Source organism: Flavobacterium johnsoniae UW101 (assembly GCF_000016645.1).
GTDB lineage: Bacteria > Bacteroidota > Bacteroidia > Flavobacteriales > Flavobacteriaceae > Flavobacterium > Flavobacterium johnsoniae.
Genome location: NC_009441.1, coordinates 3,208,274 through 3,225,912, shown reverse-complemented (window position 1 = coordinate 3,225,912; position 17,639 = coordinate 3,208,274). Strand labels below are relative to the sequence as shown.

Sequence of the window (17,639 nt, the reverse complement as noted above, 5' to 3'; positions counted from 1 at the left end):
AATATTGCGGCTGTTTTGGTTTTTAATAAATATCTCACCTTAATTATCGAACTGTAAACAGCAGTAAATCAAGGAAAATATTTACTAAATCGTTTTAGTGAAATGATTAAAAAAAAGTCTCCACTTTTTTCATTTCTAATTTTAAATCTGCTATTCGGTTGGTTAAACGGATTCTCTTATTATCAAAGTTCCTTTTTTGAGAACTTTTTCTATTTTAAAATCTTCAAAATTTGTCATCTGGCTCATCAATAACTGGATTGATTCTACAGCAATGTCTTCTATTGGCTGGGCAATAACCGAAATTGTCGGTGTATGCAATTTAAAACTGTCATGGTCATCAAAGCTGATAACCGAAATATCATTGGGAATTTTATAATTTAAAGTTCTAAAAGCCTGAAGTCCCGCAAGTCCCATATAGTTTGCACAAAACAGAACTGCATCTATTTCTTTGTTTTGATTAAAGAAATTGATAATTTCTTCAATTCTGGTTTTCTCACTCGAATGATAATCTAAAAGCAGCGTATATTTTTCATTATAAATTCCTTCCTCCTTAAGCGCTTCTACATATCCTTTTTCACGTAACTTCATCTGAATCATTCCAGACTTATTATTTACGACAGCTATGTTTTTGCGTCCTTTGCTGATTAAAAATTTAACAGCCGAATAAGATCCTTCATAATTATCCATTACAACATGACTTACTTTTTGGTTTGCAAAATACCTGTCGATTAACACAACCGGTTTTTGCAATTTTAAAAGCTGGCTTATTGTTTTTTCTAAATTTCGGGTTGGGGTAATAATAAAACCTTCAACATTTGCCTGCAAAAGACTCTGCACTAATTCTTCAGAACGATCATTATCATCTCCTGTACTGCAATAAAAAACCCTGTAGTTAATATTTTTGGCTTCATCTTCGATTACTCTTGCCAAATCAGCAAAAAACTGATTTGAAATATCTTCTACAATAAGCCCAATTGATCTTGTTTTTCCAGTCCGTAAACTGCTTGCAATCATACTTGGCTTGTATTGAAGTTTTTGCGCAACATCCTGAACTTTTTTAATAACAGCAGGACTAATAGCCATTTTTTCTCCTTTACCATTGATAACAAAAGATACGGTAGAAATAGAAACTTCTGCTTGTTTAGCAATATCTCTAATTGTAATCTTTTTCATCTGGTAAATAATTTATTATTGGATATTTTAGTACATCGCAAATATATGCAAACGAAACTTACAAAAACGTTTTAGTAAAATTTATTTTCAATAAATCGTTTTTTTATTGCCAAAATAAAATAGAATAATCAGTAAATACAGGTTTTTGATCAGTTATTGTCATTTTGACTTTTAATATTGATTTTATGATTTTCATACAGATTTGATAGGTTTTTGATGTGTTTCTTATCTATTTTTAATGTAGGATATTTCAAAAAAAGTCTCAAAATTTCATTTTTTTTAAAGGCATTATTTTACAGAATAAGTAAAAACTGATAAAATATATAAATGCAAAAAAGGCCAAAAGAATAATAATTACTCTTTTGGCCTTTTTTTAAAAATCTAAATTCTAAAATCTAAATTCTAAAATCTAAATTCTAAATTCTAAAATCTAAATTCTAAGATTCTAAATAACTCCCATTTTCTGCATCAGGAAGGTAGCGCTTCTATTCTGGCAGATGCCGCTGCGAAGTTTATAATCAAAATGCAGTTCGTTATTTTGAATTTCTACTTCAAAACATTGATTGGTTAAAATATCCGGATATTCGTTTGTGGTCAAACAGACTTCTATATCATGCGTTGCAATAGCTCCAATCGCATTTTTAGCAATTACTTTTTTGACTACTTCAATAGTGCCGTTACGTTTATCATCAGAGTTTGTTCCTCTTAAAATTTCATCTAATAAAACAAAAGCAGGGCCTTCTTCAAGAGCATCCATAATTTGTTTTAAACGTTTAATTTCTGCAAAGAAATATGACTCACTATCTGCTAAAGAATCAGATAATCGCATTGAAACTAAAACTGGAAGTGGATGTATGTTAGCTTTTGAAGCACAAACAACTGAACCAATTCCGCCTAAAACCATATTTATACCTAAGCTTCTCAAAAAAGTACTTTTTCCAGACATATTCGATCCGGTTAAAATCATAAATGACTGAGGATAAAAATAGGTGTCATTGCCTACTCTGGTCGTCGGATTTAATAAAGGATGACTTAAGTTTTCAAACCCAATTTTATATTGTGAATTGATTTCAGGAAAAACAAAATCAGGGTTATTATACGATAGATTTGCTAAACTATTTAAAGCTTCAAATTCGCCAATTATATTAATCCATTTTTCAAGTTCATGTGCGTAATTGTCTTTCCATTTTAAAAGAGCCTTTAAAACGTGCAGGTTAAACAAAAAAGATCCGTTAAACAAAGTCGCAGTAACAAAATTGTTGATAGTCTCCATTCTTGAAAATAATTCTGACAGCTGTTTTAAATGAGAACTAGCAGAAGCATTTTTAGAAACCAGTTGTTTTTGCAGTTCAATCAGCTTTTTAGATTCAAATTTTTCAAGTTCAATTTTCTTAACCAATAAACTATATTGTTTTATGGTTTTGTCGATATTATCTGCTTTGGCAATTTCAGATTGAATTCGCTTTAGTGATCTTCCCAAAACGATTAAATTGAAAATAAAAATATAAGTTACATAGGAAAGAATAATTGCTTTTGAAGTGATAAAATAAGCAATTACAAAACCAAAAAATAGAGTTGGAAGAATAATTGACAGTGCAATTAAAACTTTAGATAAAGAATTATTTTTAAATGAAATCCAATGAATTAATGAGTCATACGAATTCTTACTGTCAGTACTGACAATTGCAAGAGCTTCAAAATCCTGACGCCAGTCTATTTTAGCTTTTAGTTCGTTTATGGCTTCCTGATTTTCAAGAATTGTTTCATTAGAAAATAGATTTAATAATTTATTCGCTAATGTTTTTTTACCAATAAAAGTGGCTGTTCTGTTTAAATTTTGGAATAAGGAATGCTCTCCAAAAATATCTAAATCGTAAGCATAAGGATGATGAAAATCATTAAATTCAATTCCGTTTTCAAAAGGGAGTTTTTCTCTTTTTAAATATGCTATTTCGTCTTCATTAATTTTTAAAACAGCTTTTGTCAATTCTTTCTGGAAAGAAAGTTTTGAATGGATTCTCATTAAAAAAAGAAAACCAACAAAAAATAAAAAAGCAAATAAGACATATAAAGCTTCATTGGTTTTGATGTAGTAAAACAACATAAACAAACAAAAAAATATGCTTAAAAGTCTTAAAAGACTTATGCTGTTGTATCTTTTGTTGATTTGAGTAAATATTTTTGAATACTGTCTGACCTTGCTTAAATATACTTCCATTTTTAAAATTTAATGAAATACAAATATAGGTTTTACACTTTCAAAAAAGCTATTCATTTACAGCAGAATTTAATTCTCATGCATTATCAATACTGGAATAGAAACCTCTTTTGTGATTTTTTGGCTAAAACTAGAATCAAAAATTCCTTCAAAGAAAGATCTTTTGTGCGTGATTGTAGTCAGGATATCAATATCCTTGTAAAGAATAAAATCAAGAATGGTTTCTTTAACTTCATCACTTGGCAGAACCAGGAATTCTACGTTATCATTTGCAAACTCTCTTTCCCACTCTTTAATTGTTGCATCAGAAACATCTGTGCTTGAAGTTTTAACATACAAACTTTTGACTTTTGCGTCTGTTTTTTTAGCAATTTTCAGCACTTTTTTAAGTTCAGCTTTGTCTTTTTCACGATATCTTGTTGTAAAACCAATGGTTTTGATTTTCTTGAATTTAGCATCTACCGGAACGCACAAAACGGGAACTTTCACTTCTGAAATAACCGAATTTGTATTAGATCCTGTAAAAAACTTCGTCCAGTCTGAAACACCAGTTGTACCCATAATAACAAAGTCAATCTGATCTTCTTCTACTGCATTTCTTAAGTTATAAATTAAGTCGCCGTCCATTAAACGGTGCTTTATTACAATATCATCCAATTTACGTTCTGCTGCAATAGCGCGCAGTTTTGGAATTTCGTCTTTAAACATTTCAAATTTTGCCAATTCTATAGAACTGTATATCGACGCATAATTTTCTGGAAAAAACTGGCTGTCATAAACCGGAATCTCAAATGTGTGTAATAAAACAAGTTCGGCTTTGACAATTTTTGCAAATTCTAAAGCATGTACAAACGCATTTGTTGCTGCTTCAGAGAAATCTGTGGGGAATAATATCTTTTTCATTTTGTTGAGATTTTAGGTTTGTTACTCAAATTTAATCATTCTAAAAACAAATTGAACTGATAATTATCAGGAATTTAACACTTAATTTTTTCTTAATAAAACACTATTTTGTGTAGAGAATCTGATCAAACTGCCGGTTATTAAGACTTTACAATTTTCTGCTTTTTTCATACCTTTGCAGCATGATAAATCAAGATTCTATAGTTGCATTAGCTACTCCATCAGGAGCCGGAGCTATTGCTGTTATTCGTATTTCGGGCGCTGAAGCTGTTTCAATAGGAAATTCTGTTTTTAAATCTATCAAAAACAAAGACTTAACGAAACAAAAAACGCATACTTTGCATTTGGGCCATATTGTTGACAACGGAAAAACACTTGATGAAGTTTTGGTTTCTGTTTTTAAAGGCCCTAATTCGTATACTGGAGAAGATACAATAGAAATTTCATGCCACGGATCTACATATATTCAGCAGCAGATTATTCAATTATTATTGAGAAAAGGCTGCAGAATGGCCGATGCCGGTGAATTTACTTTAAGAGCTTTCTTAAATGGGAAGTTAGATTTATCTCAGGCAGAAGCTGTTGCAGATTTAATTTCATCTGATAATGAAGCTTCACACCACATTGCCATGCAGCAAATGCGAGGTGGTTTCAGCAATGAAATTGCCAAATTGCGAGAAGAGCTTTTAAATTTTGCTTCTTTGATTGAACTTGAATTGGACTTTGCAGAGGAAGATGTGGAATTTGCCGACAGAACTCAGTTTCATGAATTATTAAACAGAATTGAATTTGTTTTAAAACGTCTAATAGATTCATTTGCAGTTGGAAATGTTATTAAAAACGGAATCCCGGTTGCCATTGTTGGTGAGCCGAATGTTGGTAAATCGACTTTATTAAATGCTTTATTAAATGAAGAGCGAGCGATTGTTTCTGACATTGCCGGAACAACGCGCGATACAATTGAAGATGAGCTGGTTATTGGAGGTATTGGTTTTAGATTTATTGATACAGCCGGAATACGCGAAACGAAAGATGTTGTAGAAAGTATTGGAATCAAGAAAACTTTCGAAAAAATAGATCAGGCACAAGTTGTTATTTATTTGTTTGATGGTTTAAAATTTAAAGCATCGAGTTCTGAATTTGTTTCGGAAATTGAACAAATTAAAAACAAATATCCTTTAAAACCGCTTCTTATAGTGGTCAATAAAAAGGATATTTTATCTGAAGATGAAGTTTTAAATATTACACAAAAGCTCGAAAACTTAAACGCGAAACTTCTATTAATTTCGGCAAAACAAAAAATTGGAGTTGAAGAATTAAAGAACGAATTATTATCATTTGTTAATACTGGAGCATTACGAAATAATGAAACAATTGTTACAAATACAAGACATTATGACTCTTTACTGAAAGCTTTAGATGAAATACAAAAAGTAAAATTTGGTCTTGAAACCAATCTTTCAAGTGACTTAATTGCACTTGATATTAAAGAAGCCTTATATCAATTCGGACTTATCACAGGTCAGGTTTCCAACGACGAATTACTAGGGAATATCTTTGCAAATTTCTGTATTGGCAAGTAAAGGGACAAAATATCACAAAATAAAAACAAATAATCGAGTTAAGGTATTGATAAACAATGTTTTAACTCGATTTTTATATTCGTTTTCTTTTGGATATTAGTTGATGTTTTGATTAAATTTGTACCTCATTTGTACCTCATTTGTACCTCGTTTTTGCGAGGTACAAAAAAAAATTTTTTTTGGACAAATGATGGCACGTAGAGACACACATAGACACAGTGGGACACTTAAAGTCCAATTTCTATGAGTTCAAAAATCGAGATTACCAGAATCTGCGAATTCTGTAAAAATGAGTTTACAGCACGCACAACAAAAACACTTTACTGTTCGCTTAAATGCAGCTCCAGGGCCTATAAAGCAAGGGTTCGGCAGGCAAAAATTGACAAAAGCGAAAATCAGACAAAACAGGTGAAAAATGTCAATTTAGAAGCAATTAAAGCCAAAGATTATATCGATGTTAATTTGGCCAGTAATTTGCTCGGCATCAGCAAAAGGACCATATACCGGCTCATTGCGCGGGGTGAACTTGATATCGCAAAGTTCGGAAGAAGAACTATTATCCGAAGATGTGACCTGGACAGCTTCTTTTCAACTCCTTTAGATCAGGCACTGCTGCGGCCTGTTCAGGAATTTCCGGGAATAGAGAATTGTTACAACATAATGCAGATACAGCAGAAGTTTAAAATTTCAGCAGGCGCACTTTATACGCTGATCCAGAGACACGGACTGGCTAAATATTCCATCGGAAAATTTAATTACGTGGCTAAAAGAGATATCGATATTATATTTAATGCAGGAGATTATGAAAAAGACTAATGTAACATTGAGAAAAAAGAAGATCGCAAATGGGAAATTATCACTTTATCTGGATTTTTATCCGCCGATCCAAAATGCAGAGACTAATGAGCTGACCAGACGTGAATTTCTTAAACTGTATCTGTTCGATAAACCTAAAGATCAGCTTGAGAAGATTGCAAACACAGAGAGCCTTCAAACTGCCCAGCTCATTCAGATCCGCAGGCAGAATGAACTGCGCAAGGACGACGTATATAATGAGTTTGAGAAAGAGCAATTGGAAATTCAAAGAATCAGCAGAGGCTCATTTTTGGAGTATTTCAAAAAGATAAGAGATAAAAAAGTGGGAAAAAACCGTCTGATATGGGATACGGCCATTGTACATTTTGAAGCTTTTTTAAAGGGAAATGACTTAACCTTTAAAGAAGTGACAGTGACCCTTATAGAAGATTATAAAGAATACTTATTAAAAGCGAAAAACCGAAAAAATAACAGCAGCACCATCGCAAGAAACACTGCCCTTTCTTATCATAATAAACTAAAAACCACTCTCAAAAATGCCTACAAAGAACAAAAACTAAGAACTGATATTAATGCAGGGATTGATTCTATAAAAGAGCAGGAATCCCAGCGTAATTTTTTAACTTTAAAAGAAGCCAAGAAATTATTCAGTACCCCATGTCCAAAAAGAATAGTGCACCAGATTTCAAAATTTTCGGTATTGACAGGCCTTCGGTATTCCGATATTGCTAAACTCACCTGGGAAGAGATTATGTTTATAGAAGACGACGGTTATTACATACGATTCAAGCAAAAGAAGACAGAAGGCCTTCAGACCATTCCAATATCAAATGAAGCTTATGAAATACTTGCAGAAAAGGCGCAGCCGGTAAAAACCGGGAAAGTTTTTTTCGATTTAAAAAAGTGGGATGTAGACAGGGCCCTGCCGGTATGGATTGCCAGGGCAGGTATTGTCAAACACATCACTTTTCATTGTTTCAGGCATACATATGCTACTCTTCAGATTGCTTCAGGCACGGATATTTTTACAGTCTCCAAAATGATGGGTCACAAAAGCATCAAAACGACACAGATTTACACTAAAATCATTGATGAGAAAAAACGGGAAGCAAGCCAGAGAATAACTTTGAAATAATAAGGGACTGCCCAGACAAAAGCACTTCAAAAAAACGGCCGCTTTTTAAAATACCAAATTTGAAAAAATTAAAATTGTAAGATGCAATAAGTTACTGTAAAATTTTTTAATGAAGAAATAAGGATTTGGATTTATTACACCAAATAATGGCGGGAACCAAGTTTTTGTTCATGTTTCAGATCTATGAAGTGCTCTAATGAGAATATGATAAAGTTCATTTTTATATCTTTGGTACCTGAAGAAATAATTGAAATGATAAATGAAGCAAAAAGTTAAAACTTAGCCTTACTTATATTGTAAGGCTTTTTTATTTCATAATATCTTGAAAAAATTAAAACTAACGACAAATTAAAAATGAGTTTATATTGTCCTTAAATTTGAAAGAAAAACATGGCGGTAAAAGAAGTTAAAATAGGGCAAAGAAAATTTTTGGTAGGTTATGCTAAAGATGAAAAAGAGATGGAATCTATAATTGAAAATCAGGGTCAGGTAATAATGATTTCTTATGATCATGAAGAGAACGAATTCTTATCAGATAAACAAATACAAAAAATTATTGACGATAATCAAGATGAAATTTTTCTAAAATTAGAGGAAATACTTAACTCAAACTGTTACGAAAATGCTGATTTTACAACAATAACATATTCTTGGGAAATAGGAACAACAAGTCATTGGCATATTGGCAATTGTGTAACAAAATCTTATATAGTTAACTACAACAATTATATGTCCGCAAAAAACTTTAAACAGAGAATTTCTGGTGTAAAAAGGGTATAATTACCAAAATAAAATAAAAAGCCCGCATTGACAATGCGGGCTTTTTATTTTAAAACAAGTATGTGTGATGCGGCACGGTGCAAATAATGAACAATGATGTTTTGAAAAACCGAAACAGTTCTCTTCTGCTTTTCCTATTGCTCCAATAGTGCCGCTGCAGTTATATTTGAAATCTGCAAAGGTGTACTATCTTTCAATTTGCAGATATTTGACCTTGATTGCACCGTTTATTGGGTTTTGGAATTTATCCATCCCTGCTATCTAAGACATACCCTTTCATGGTAGTCGGCACAGCATCTTGGCAGCCAATTTTTAAGCCTTTCTTTTTTTAGCGCTTTTCTATGCTTCAAACTTAAAAAATCACCTTCCTGGTTACTATATTTTCATTTTCTAAGGTAGTTTTGACCAGTAGAATCTGCGGACCGGTAAGAATGTTTGCTATTTCAAGTTCGGAAGATCCAAGATGCGGACTGCTGTAGAGTAATTTTCCGGTAATATCAAAAACAGAAACTTTCTTTAAAGCTGCAGGAAATGATTTTACACTGATGACCTGATTTTTTGAAGCCACGCTGAGATGCTGCAGCTGCTTTTCCATTTCATTTATTCCTAATTTTTTATCTGCTATATAGCGGATTACAAAACGATCAGTAAACGTGCCGGAGAGAGTTGAAAAAGTATAACTGCCCGATTTTAAATTATGCATAGTACCGGTTTCTTTGTCTTCTAAGTAAATATTCAGCACATCTAAATCGCCATCGGTATGATCAATGGAAATGGTCAGCTTTCCAGTAATTTCCGACCTGTATCCCACAGGAATGGTATCGGAGACATCAAACGGCACGGCACGCCCCTGAATCACCAGCTTATTGGATTCGATAATGCTGAAAAAATCAGCATACTTATTGGCGTCCATGGTCGGAGCATCATAATTGTGATCGTAGCCATTGGTAGCCCCTGTCACATAAGCAATTAAGATCTGTTTGAATAAACCCTGCGAATTGGTCAAATTAAGCCAGACACGGTGTCTTTCATATTCTATCCCATCAGAGAATACGGGAGATAAACTGACATTGTTTTTAACGTTACCGCTCTGTGTGACGATAGGTCCACAAGCTTGAACAGAATGAGAGAAAAGAACAGACTGAATAGGAAAAAGCAGCACAAACGACAAGTAAAGTTTTTTCATAAGACCCTAGTTTAAAATTAATGACAGTACTAAAAATTATTTAATAAAAAATCTAAAATTCCTTACACCGCTGTCAAGTTACGTCTCAGCCGTCCTTTTACTAAGGACAACTTCAAGGATTCTTTTTGACATTACATTAAAGCACACTATTCAGTTAACAGCAGAAAAGCAAAATGCTGCAACACTATTAAACAGCAAAGGATGCTGTTTATCTGATTAATTAACCGTTAAACGTTCAGAGATTTATCTAAAGTACGATTTTTTTCATACAAATTAGAATTCCCATTAAATAAATTAGTTAAAATTTCAAGCAAAGAAAAATGGGAAACTTATAGGCCGTCTTCGTTGTTAAAAGACGTATCAGAATCTTTTCTGATCCAAAGCGTTACAGTATTGTCTGTACGAAAGTGTGCTGAGCACCTATTTTTTAGTCCTTTTATCTACCCATCCCGGCTGGCTTTCATCATATTTTTCCATCTTTCCCACTGCCAATACAGTATTTGGATAATAGTCGGCCGGCAAAGCGGTTTTAGGCTTTATATATTTAGCATAGTATTCTTCTTTACTGTTCTCACGCAATTGAATCCCCCCGGTCACATATTGGTAAGTGAACTGCATCTGAATGAATATCTTAGTGAGATCCAGTGTTTCCCATTTCCCCAAAAAACAGTACAAAAGATTTCCATGCTCCAGCAGTGTCTTTACTGCCAGATATTCCTTTGAGGTGCTTTTCAACCTGGTGGATGCCAGTATAAAAGCATCCGTTTTTTTTTCTTCCTGTGCTGTCATAATGCTGTTATTTAAAAAAGCAAAATTAGTTACAAAACCAAACACGAAATGAAATCAAATTGTTCCAAATTCTAACATTAACATACCATACAGAATTGTACTACTGCAGAAGTACTGCGCTAAAAAGAACCTGCCTAGTATAAAATCAAAAAACAGGGACAAATTCAATCCCTGTTTTTGCATTTCTGATCTACTTCCGTCTGCAGTTCTGAAATCGTTTTGATCCGCCCGGCCTTAATCCAGTCCAAAAGCTCCGATCTTAAAAAATACAGCTGTTTGCCCTGCTTGCTTACCGGAATCTCATTGCGGCAGACTTTCGAGTATATTGTGGCAACCGAAAGCCGGATCAGTTTTGAGGCTTCAATGATGGTCATCAGACCCGCATCCTCATCCTCAGGGGAGCGGTTTTGGATCTCTTTTAAGAGACGTTCTATATTTTCCACTCGCAGGGATAGTGTTCCCAGGATATTGGGGAGATCTTCAAAAGTAAATGGTTTCATAAGAGGTGTGTTTTACTAATTTCAAAATCAAAAAAATATATTCTGCTGCCCCTGGTTTTCTTAAAGGAAGGTTCATACCGCAGATAGCCGTACTCATGCAGTTCCTGCAGGCATTTATGATAGGTTGATTTAGAAGAAATTTTAGCTGCAGGAACCAGCTCCACTCTAAAAACCTCAATAGGATTGATAAAACCCTTAAGGGAACGGTACCGCAGCAGCGCCGCATAAATGGCAATGTGCGTGCTGCTGATCCGAAAGTCCTTTTCAATTGCGGAAAAGAAATCCAGCAGGGGCTGTAAACTTTCCATCATCTTTACATTGAATGCGACTGTTTGTTTCTTTTCCTTTCCTCTTGCCCTTTCACACCTTCCACATTGTTCTTCTGTTCTCTGGATACCGATTTATCTTCCCCTTGCTGCTGTTTCTCGGCTTTGCTTTCTCGATGGTTGATGCGCTGCATATTTGCATCATAAACATTCACGGTTTTAAAATGGGGATTGGCTTCTATATACATCTTACTTTCCACACCCGAAACCACAAAAGTGACCGACTGCAGGTTGCCTTTCTTTAAAGAGTTTAGAAGATCTTCTTTAAATTTCGGGGTCTCCAGTTCCTTGATCGAATGTTTGGACACTGCCGCTTCCAGATCATAGCCGTAATTCTGATGGTACTGGTTCATTTTGAAATTACCATTACTTTCGGCATCAGTAAAATTCAATTTTGTCCAAAGAAAACGAGGTTAATTGAGTTACTCGACGAAAAGAAAAAAGCGGTTATTATCCAAAACATTATTAAGGGGTTAGCCCCTAATGTAGCTATGAAGGATTCGGGTATAGAATGGTTTGGGGAAATTCCTGAGCATTGGAAGGTAGTGAAGTTGAAGTATTTGAGTAAAAACATTGATACTGGTAGTACTCCAAATGGGTATGATATTCCAATTGAAGAATTAAACGAAAATGTTTGGAATTGGTTTACTCCAGGGGATTTTAATGAAGACTTCAATTTTGTAAATGAATCTAAACGAAAATTAAGTTTTGAAGTTGTTGAAGATAATAATGTTAGACTTTATGATTCTAATTCCGTTATGTTTGTTGGTATTGGTGCCACACTTGGAAAGATAGCTGTAACAGATACTAATTTTTATACTAATCAACAAATTAATATAATTGAACTTAATAATGATATTAATAAAATGTTTGTTGCCTACTCTTTATCGGCTACAATAAAAATATCTAAAATGTTAGCAAATAGTGCTACATTACCTATTCTCAATCAACAGAAACTTGGAGATATTCAAATTCCTATTCCAGATTTAAATGAACAAATTTTGGTTGTTGAACGTCTTGAGAATATTTATTTCAATCATTTCAATATTGCAAATAAAATATCAACTTCAATTGAATTATTAAAAGAAAAAAGAACTGCCATAATATCTGCTACAATTAATGGCGAAATAAACTTAGATTAATATGCGAATTCGAGAGTTAAGTATAAAAAATTTCAGGGCTTTAGAAGATGACCGTCATTTTGAATTCCATTCTAATATTACTTTAATAGCAGGTGTTAACGGAAAAGGGAAAACAGCCATTTTAGACGCTTTGGTTTTGGCTTTATCTCGTTTAGTACCTCAAATATCACCTTCAAAATCAAGAAGAATTAAGATAAAAGAGAGTGATATAGCGATAGGAAAAGAGGCTATGCAACTAACTTTAAAAACAAATTGTGCTGGTCATCCTGTAAATTTTACTATTGATTATGGATCCAAGGAAATCTCAACCAAATTACCTAAAAGAGTAAGAGAGATAATTACTAATGCTTATGGAGACACACAACGCGGAGACGATCAAGCTCCTTTAGCTGTTTTTTATACAACAGATAGAGCAGGTTACAAATTTCCTAAAAGATTACCTGAGATTGTTCCTTCAGGTCAGGCAATGGCTTATAATGGCGCATTAGAAAATCGCTTAGTAGATTATAAAGATTTGATGTATAGATATAACGTATCTGCTACTAATACTGAAGCTCCTTTTAATCAAAATACCATTGAAGCAATCAATTCGGCTATTTCTCAATTTATGGAAGATTTTGGGGATTTACACGTTGAAACCAATCCTTTACGTTTGGTAATCCTAAAAGGCGAAAAAGTTATCGATGTAAAACAGTTGTCGGATGGTGAAAGAGCTTTTATTGCTTTGATTTCTGATTTAGGTCGACGATTAGCCTTAGCCAATCCAGAGTTAGAAAATCCTTTACTTGGATATGGTGTTGTATTAATTGATGAAATTGAGTTGCATCTCCATCCAAAATGGCAGTTAGAACTTTTAGAAAACTTAAGAAACATTTTTCCAAACATTCAATTCATACTTACTACGCATTCTCCATTTATCATTCAAACAGCGCGTGAAGGGGAATTAATATCACTTGACAATGAAATAGTAGTAGAACCTTATGGTAAAAGTTTAGAAGAAGTTTCAAAATATGTGATGGATATTCAAAATACAGAATATAGCCCAAGAATTAAAGAAATGAAAGCGGTAGCTGAAAAATATTTGACTTTATCAAGTGAATTTAAAAAAGCAGGCGATGAAAGAAAATCTGAAATTCAAGTAGAATTAGCTCAATTGTTAGCTCCATTTTCAGATAATCCAGCCTATATAGCATTATTAGAAAGTAAAGGTATTATTACAGATGAGACCAATTAATAAAGGAATTTCACCCCAAGTTTTTGCAGAATATGAAGATGCAAAACGACCTTTGGTTGATAGAATTGGCACCTATTGTTCTTATTGTGAAAGACAAATAGCAACCAATTTAGCAATTGAACATATTTTTCCAAAAGACGATACATTGGGTTACAGTCATCTTAGAGAAAATTGGGATAATTTTTTATTAGCTTGTGTCAATTGTAATTCAGCAAAAAGAGTTAAAATTATAAATGAGGCAACCTATTTGCTACCAGATAGAGACAATACCTTCATTGGTTTTGAGTATTTAGAAACTGGAGAGGTTATTGCTACAAGTGTTGCACCAATAGATACTATGGCTCAAAATACGATCGATTTGGTAAATCTAAACATTGATGAGGAAGATTTAATAGATGAAACTAAACTTTTTACAGCCTTACTAAGATCAGGTCAAAGAGTACAAGCTTGGATACAGGCGAAAGAAGCGCTGAATGATTATAATAATGGGGAAGTTAATATTCGAAGAATAGTTAGAGAAGCACAGTCAATAGGTTTCTTTTCTATTTGGATGAAAGCATTTGAAGGCGTTCCTGCTGTTCGACAAGAATTAATCAATACTTTTATAGGCACAGAAACTAGCTGTTTTGATGTAAATACAAATTCAATTACACCAAGACTAGCCAATCACTTAAATCATTCAGGAAAAGTATGAGAAATAACCAAACTAAAGAAATAGCTTTTGAAAAGTGTATAGAAACCGTATTGCTTGCCACAGGTTACAAAACTATAGCTAGTAGCAGTTATGACAAAGACAAAGCTATTTTTCCTGAAACTACACTTGCTTTTATACAAAAGACCCAGCCTAAAACGTGGGAGAAATTGCAATCTATTTTAGGGGACAACACAGGGAATCAAATTTTTTATGATTTAACAAAATGGATTGAGCTTCACGGCATTTTGTCCACCTTACGTCACGGTTTTAAATGTTATGGTAAACAATTGCAGTTGGCTTATTTTAAACCTTCGCATTCTATGAATGAAGAAGTTTTAGAACGTTATCATAAAAATATATTCGGGATTACGCGTCAGCTCTATTATAGTAATCGCAATCAAAATTCAATCGATGTCGTTTTAAGTGTAAACGGTATTCCTCTGGTAACCTTAGAACTTAAAAATCAACTATCACATCAAAACATTACCCACGCCAAAAAGCAATATTCCAACGATCGTGATCCGCGTGAGCTATTGTTTGAATTTAAAAAAAGAACATTGGTTCATTTTGTGGTAGATACCGATGTGGTCGAAATGACGACTCGTTTAGCCAAAGAAGCCACTTATTTTCTTCCTTTTAATAAAGGAAACGAAGGTGGTGCTGGCAATCCTGTAGATATACTAGGATTGAGTTATAAAACATCCTACCTCTGGAAAGAAGTCTTGCAAAAAGATAGTCTAATGGATATTTTAGGTAAGTTTATTCATTTACAAGTAGAGGAAAGAATCACTGATGAAGGGAGAAAAATAAAAAAAGAAACAATGATTTTCCCTCGTTATCATCAGTTACAAGCTGTTCGCAGTATGATTGAAACGGCATTAAAGGATGATGTTGGGACTAATTATTTAATAGAGCATTCCGCAGGAAGTGGCAAAAGTAATACCATAGCCTGGGCAGCGCATCGTTTATCTTCTTTACATAAAACAGACAATACCCGTTTGTTTGATTCGGTAGTAGTTATTACAGATCGATTGGTATTAGATAGACAATTACAAGACACTATTTACCAGTTTGAACACAAAAAAGGCGTTGTTTTAAAAATAGATAAAGACTCTAAACAATTAGCCGAGGCTTTGGAAAATGGTGTTCCAATTATTATAACCACCTTACAAAAGTTTCCGTTTGTAACGGATCAATTACGAAAACTAGCCGAAGAACGTGGAGAAGAAACAATAGGTTTGCTAAAGACAAAAAATTACGCCATTTTAGTTGACGAAGCCCATAGCTCACAATCAGGAGAAACTGCTGCCGATTTAAAAGAAGTACTTGGAGGCGAAGCCTTAGCACAAGAAGCGCAAGAAAAAGCACAAGAGGAAGAAGCCTACGGTCTAGAGGCTCTTTACCGTAATATGGCAAAACGTGGACATCAAAAAAACATTAGTTTCTTTGCTTTTACAGCCACGCCCAAACATAAAACCATAAAATTATTTGCTACCAATGGCGAACCGCTTCATAAATACACGATGCATCAAGCCATTGAAGAAGGTTTTATCTTAGACGTTTTAGAAAATTATACATCTTATGCTACTTTTTACAAATTGATTAAAGCTTCTGAAGAAGACCCTAAAGTAGAACGCAAGAAGGCTGCTAGAGCCTTAGGTCGCTTTATGCGTTTGCATCCGCACAATATTGCACAAAAAACAGAGGTAATGGTTGAACACTTTTACCAATCGACGCGGCATAAAATAGGAGGTAAAGCAAAAGCAATGGTCGTTACGGGTTCTCGATTAGAAGCGGTTCGCTATAAGCAAAGTTTTGACGAAGTAATTAAAGCCAAAGGCTATAATATAAAATCACTAGTGGCTTTTTCGGGAGAAGTGAAAGACGATAAATTGCCCGACACTCTTTATACAGAAGTTGAAATGAATAAGGGAATCAAAGAAAAAGAGTTACCGGAACATTTTGCTACTCCAGAGTATAGTATTTTATTAGTAGCCGATAAATACCAAACAGGATTTGATCAACCGCTTTTGCATACTATGTATGTAGATAAACGTTTGTCGGGTATTCAATCAGTACAAACTTTATCACGTTTAAATCGTACCCATCCACTCAAAGAAGATACCTTTGTTCTTGATTTTGTAAATGACCGCGAGGAGATTCAAGCAGCTTTTAAAACCTACTATGAAGGTGCTGTACTAGGTCAGGAAGCAGACCCTAATAATTTATATCGTATTCAACAAGAATTATTATTAGAAGATATATTTACTTATGATGATATAAACCATTTTACTGAAATCTATTTTAAACCTAAGGAAAAACAGAGCAACAAGGATCACGAGAATATGAATCATATCTTAGATATTCCTGTTGAAAATTTCAGACATTTTTTACAAGAGCAAAAAGAAGAAGCCGAATTATGGAGAGGTAAAATAACAGCCTATAAAAATTTGTATGCTTTTTTAAGTCAAATTATACCTTATCAGGATTCTGATTTAGAGAAACTATTTATTTTCTTAAGGCATTTATCAAACAAATTACCCAAACGAAATACAGGAGCAGGCTATAATTTTGATGACACGGTTCGTTTAGAATATTATCGCTTACAAAAAATTAGTGAAGGCTCTATAAGTTTAAAAACACCCAAACAATACCAACTTGATGGTCCAACAGATGTTGCTACAGGAATGGTACGAGAAGAATATACCCCTATATCTAGAATTGTAGATGTAGTAAATGAACGTTACGGGACTGATTTTACCCAATCCGATCAATATTTCTTTGATCAAATTATTGAATCAGCCATTGAAAATGATGACATTGTACAAGCAGCACAATCTAATCCACAAGATAAATTTACCTTGATGTTTAAAAATGTTTTACAACAACTATTTTTAGAACGTATAGATCAAAATGAAGATATATTTGCAAGATATATGGAAGAAAAAGATTTTAATAAAACGGTGACTGGATTGTTAGCTAAAGAGGCATTTAATAAGATAAACAAATTACATAACGAATAACTTTTGCTTTGTTGGAACCATAATAATAAGCAGTTTATTTTGAAGACCTGTAAATTGGTCTTTTTTTTAAGAATTTTTAATTTTCATTCATAATTATCTTTTTAAAATTAATTTTTAGTATCAAGAAGTAGTTAAGA

17 protein-coding genes are annotated in these 17,639 nt (G+C 33.4%); 9 read left to right on the top strand and 8 right to left on the bottom strand.

Going from position 1 to position 17,639, the window contains the following annotated elements; genetic code table 11:
* Window positions 1–162: 162 nt before the first annotated feature.
* The 3 genes from FJOH_RS14050 to FJOH_RS14040 all read right to left on the bottom strand — a co-directional run bounded on the left by FJOH_RS14050 (window position 163) and on the right by FJOH_RS14040 (window position 4,294).
* Window positions 163–1,173: a LacI family DNA-binding transcriptional regulator gene (locus FJOH_RS14050; RefSeq protein ID WP_012024771.1), complete on the bottom strand. Its 1,011-nt coding sequence runs from the start codon at window positions 1,171–1,173 to the stop codon at window positions 163–165.
* 445 nt (window positions 1,174–1,618) lie between these two features.
* A complete protein-coding gene (locus FJOH_RS14045; RefSeq protein ID WP_012024770.1) occupies window positions 1,619–3,391 on the bottom strand; it encodes a MutS-related protein in 1,773 nt (590 codons plus the stop codon).
* A 69-nt stretch (window positions 3,392–3,460) separates the two neighbouring features.
* Window positions 3,461–4,294, bottom strand: coding sequence for a universal stress protein (locus tag FJOH_RS14040; protein WP_012024769.1), 834 nt, complete (start codon window positions 4,292–4,294; stop codon window positions 3,461–3,463).
* A gap of 182 nt (window positions 4,295–4,476) precedes the next feature.
* On the opposite strand from FJOH_RS14040, the gene mnmE reads away from it, so the two are divergent.
* The 5 genes from mnmE (at window position 4,477) to FJOH_RS14020 (ending at window position 8,608) form a co-directional block, all read left to right on the top strand.
* The gene (mnmE, locus tag FJOH_RS14035) at window positions 4,477–5,877 is read left to right on the top strand and encodes a tRNA uridine-5-carboxymethylaminomethyl(34) synthesis GTPase MnmE (protein WP_012024768.1); all 1,401 of its coding nucleotides are present in this window, start codon (window positions 4,477–4,479) and stop codon (window positions 5,875–5,877) included.
* 243 nt (window positions 5,878–6,120) lie between these two features.
* Window positions 6,121–6,693 (top strand): helix-turn-helix domain-containing protein, encoded by a 573-nt coding sequence (locus tag FJOH_RS14030; protein WP_012024767.1) that lies wholly within the window; start codon window positions 6,121–6,123, stop codon window positions 6,691–6,693.
* The gene (locus FJOH_RS14025) at window positions 6,680–7,828 is read left to right on the top strand and encodes a tyrosine-type recombinase/integrase (protein WP_044047750.1); all 1,149 of its coding nucleotides are present in this window, start codon (window positions 6,680–6,682) and stop codon (window positions 7,826–7,828) included. The genes FJOH_RS14030 and FJOH_RS14025 overlap by 14 nt, the downstream gene beginning before the upstream one ends.
* Before the next feature lie 133 nt (window positions 7,829–7,961).
* The gene (locus FJOH_RS26560) at window positions 7,962–8,015 is read left to right on the top strand and encodes a hypothetical protein (protein WP_073099591.1); all 54 of its coding nucleotides are present in this window, start codon (window positions 7,962–7,964) and stop codon (window positions 8,013–8,015) included.
* Between the two features lie 203 nt (window positions 8,016–8,218).
* Window positions 8,219–8,608 carry a hypothetical protein gene (locus FJOH_RS14020; protein ID WP_012024765.1) on the top strand — a complete coding sequence of 130 codons (390 nt, stop codon included), beginning with the start codon at window positions 8,219–8,221 and terminating at the stop codon, window positions 8,606–8,608.
* 352 nt (window positions 8,609–8,960) lie between these two features.
* Here the strand turns inward: FJOH_RS14020 and FJOH_RS14015 are convergent, their stop codons facing one another.
* The 5 genes from FJOH_RS14015 to FJOH_RS13995 form a co-directional block, all read right to left on the bottom strand.
* Window positions 8,961–9,794 (bottom strand): T9SS sorting signal type C domain-containing protein, encoded by an 834-nt coding sequence (locus FJOH_RS14015; protein WP_012024764.1) that lies wholly within the window; start codon window positions 9,792–9,794, stop codon window positions 8,961–8,963.
* A gap of 420 nt (window positions 9,795–10,214) precedes the next feature.
* The gene (locus tag FJOH_RS14010) at window positions 10,215–10,583 is read right to left on the bottom strand and encodes a hypothetical protein (RefSeq protein ID WP_123875764.1); all 369 of its coding nucleotides are present in this window, start codon (window positions 10,581–10,583) and stop codon (window positions 10,215–10,217) included.
* 164 nt (window positions 10,584–10,747) lie between these two features.
* On the bottom strand, window positions 10,748–11,083 hold the full coding sequence (locus FJOH_RS14005; protein ID WP_012024762.1) for a helix-turn-helix domain-containing protein: 336 nt from the start codon (window positions 11,081–11,083) through the stop codon (window positions 10,748–10,750).
* Entirely contained in the window at window positions 11,080–11,391 is a 312-nt protein-coding gene (locus FJOH_RS14000) for a hypothetical protein (RefSeq protein ID WP_012024761.1), read from the bottom strand. Before FJOH_RS14000 ends, FJOH_RS14005 begins: the two co-directional genes overlap by 4 nt.
* Window positions 11,392–11,396: 5 nt before the next feature.
* The gene (locus FJOH_RS13995) at window positions 11,397–11,762 is read right to left on the bottom strand and encodes a hypothetical protein (protein WP_052295189.1); all 366 of its coding nucleotides are present in this window, start codon (window positions 11,760–11,762) and stop codon (window positions 11,397–11,399) included.
* Between FJOH_RS13995 and FJOH_RS13990 the strand changes: the two genes are divergently transcribed.
* Genes FJOH_RS13990 through FJOH_RS13975 form a run of 4 tightly spaced genes read left to right on the top strand, consistent with a single transcriptional unit; the run spans window position 11,748 to window position 17,502 of the window.
* Window positions 11,748–12,551, top strand: coding sequence for a restriction endonuclease subunit S (locus FJOH_RS13990; RefSeq protein ID WP_012024760.1), 804 nt, complete (start codon window positions 11,748–11,750; stop codon window positions 12,549–12,551). The genes FJOH_RS13995 and FJOH_RS13990 overlap by 15 nt on opposite strands.
* 1 nt (window position 12,552) lies before the next feature.
* The gene (locus tag FJOH_RS13985; RefSeq protein ID WP_012024759.1) at window positions 12,553–13,785 is read left to right on the top strand and encodes an AAA family ATPase; all 1,233 of its coding nucleotides are present in this window, start codon (window positions 12,553–12,555) and stop codon (window positions 13,783–13,785) included.
* Window positions 13,772–14,479, top strand: a complete 708-nt coding sequence (locus FJOH_RS13980) for an HNH endonuclease (protein ID WP_012024758.1) — start codon at window positions 13,772–13,774, stop codon at window positions 14,477–14,479. Before FJOH_RS13985 ends, FJOH_RS13980 begins: the two co-directional genes overlap by 14 nt.
* Entirely contained in the window at window positions 14,476–17,502 is a 3,027-nt protein-coding gene (locus FJOH_RS13975; protein WP_012024757.1) for a type I restriction endonuclease subunit R, read from the top strand. The genes FJOH_RS13980 and FJOH_RS13975 overlap by 4 nt, the downstream gene beginning before the upstream one ends.
* The last annotated feature ends 137 nt before the right edge of the window (window positions 17,503–17,639 follow it).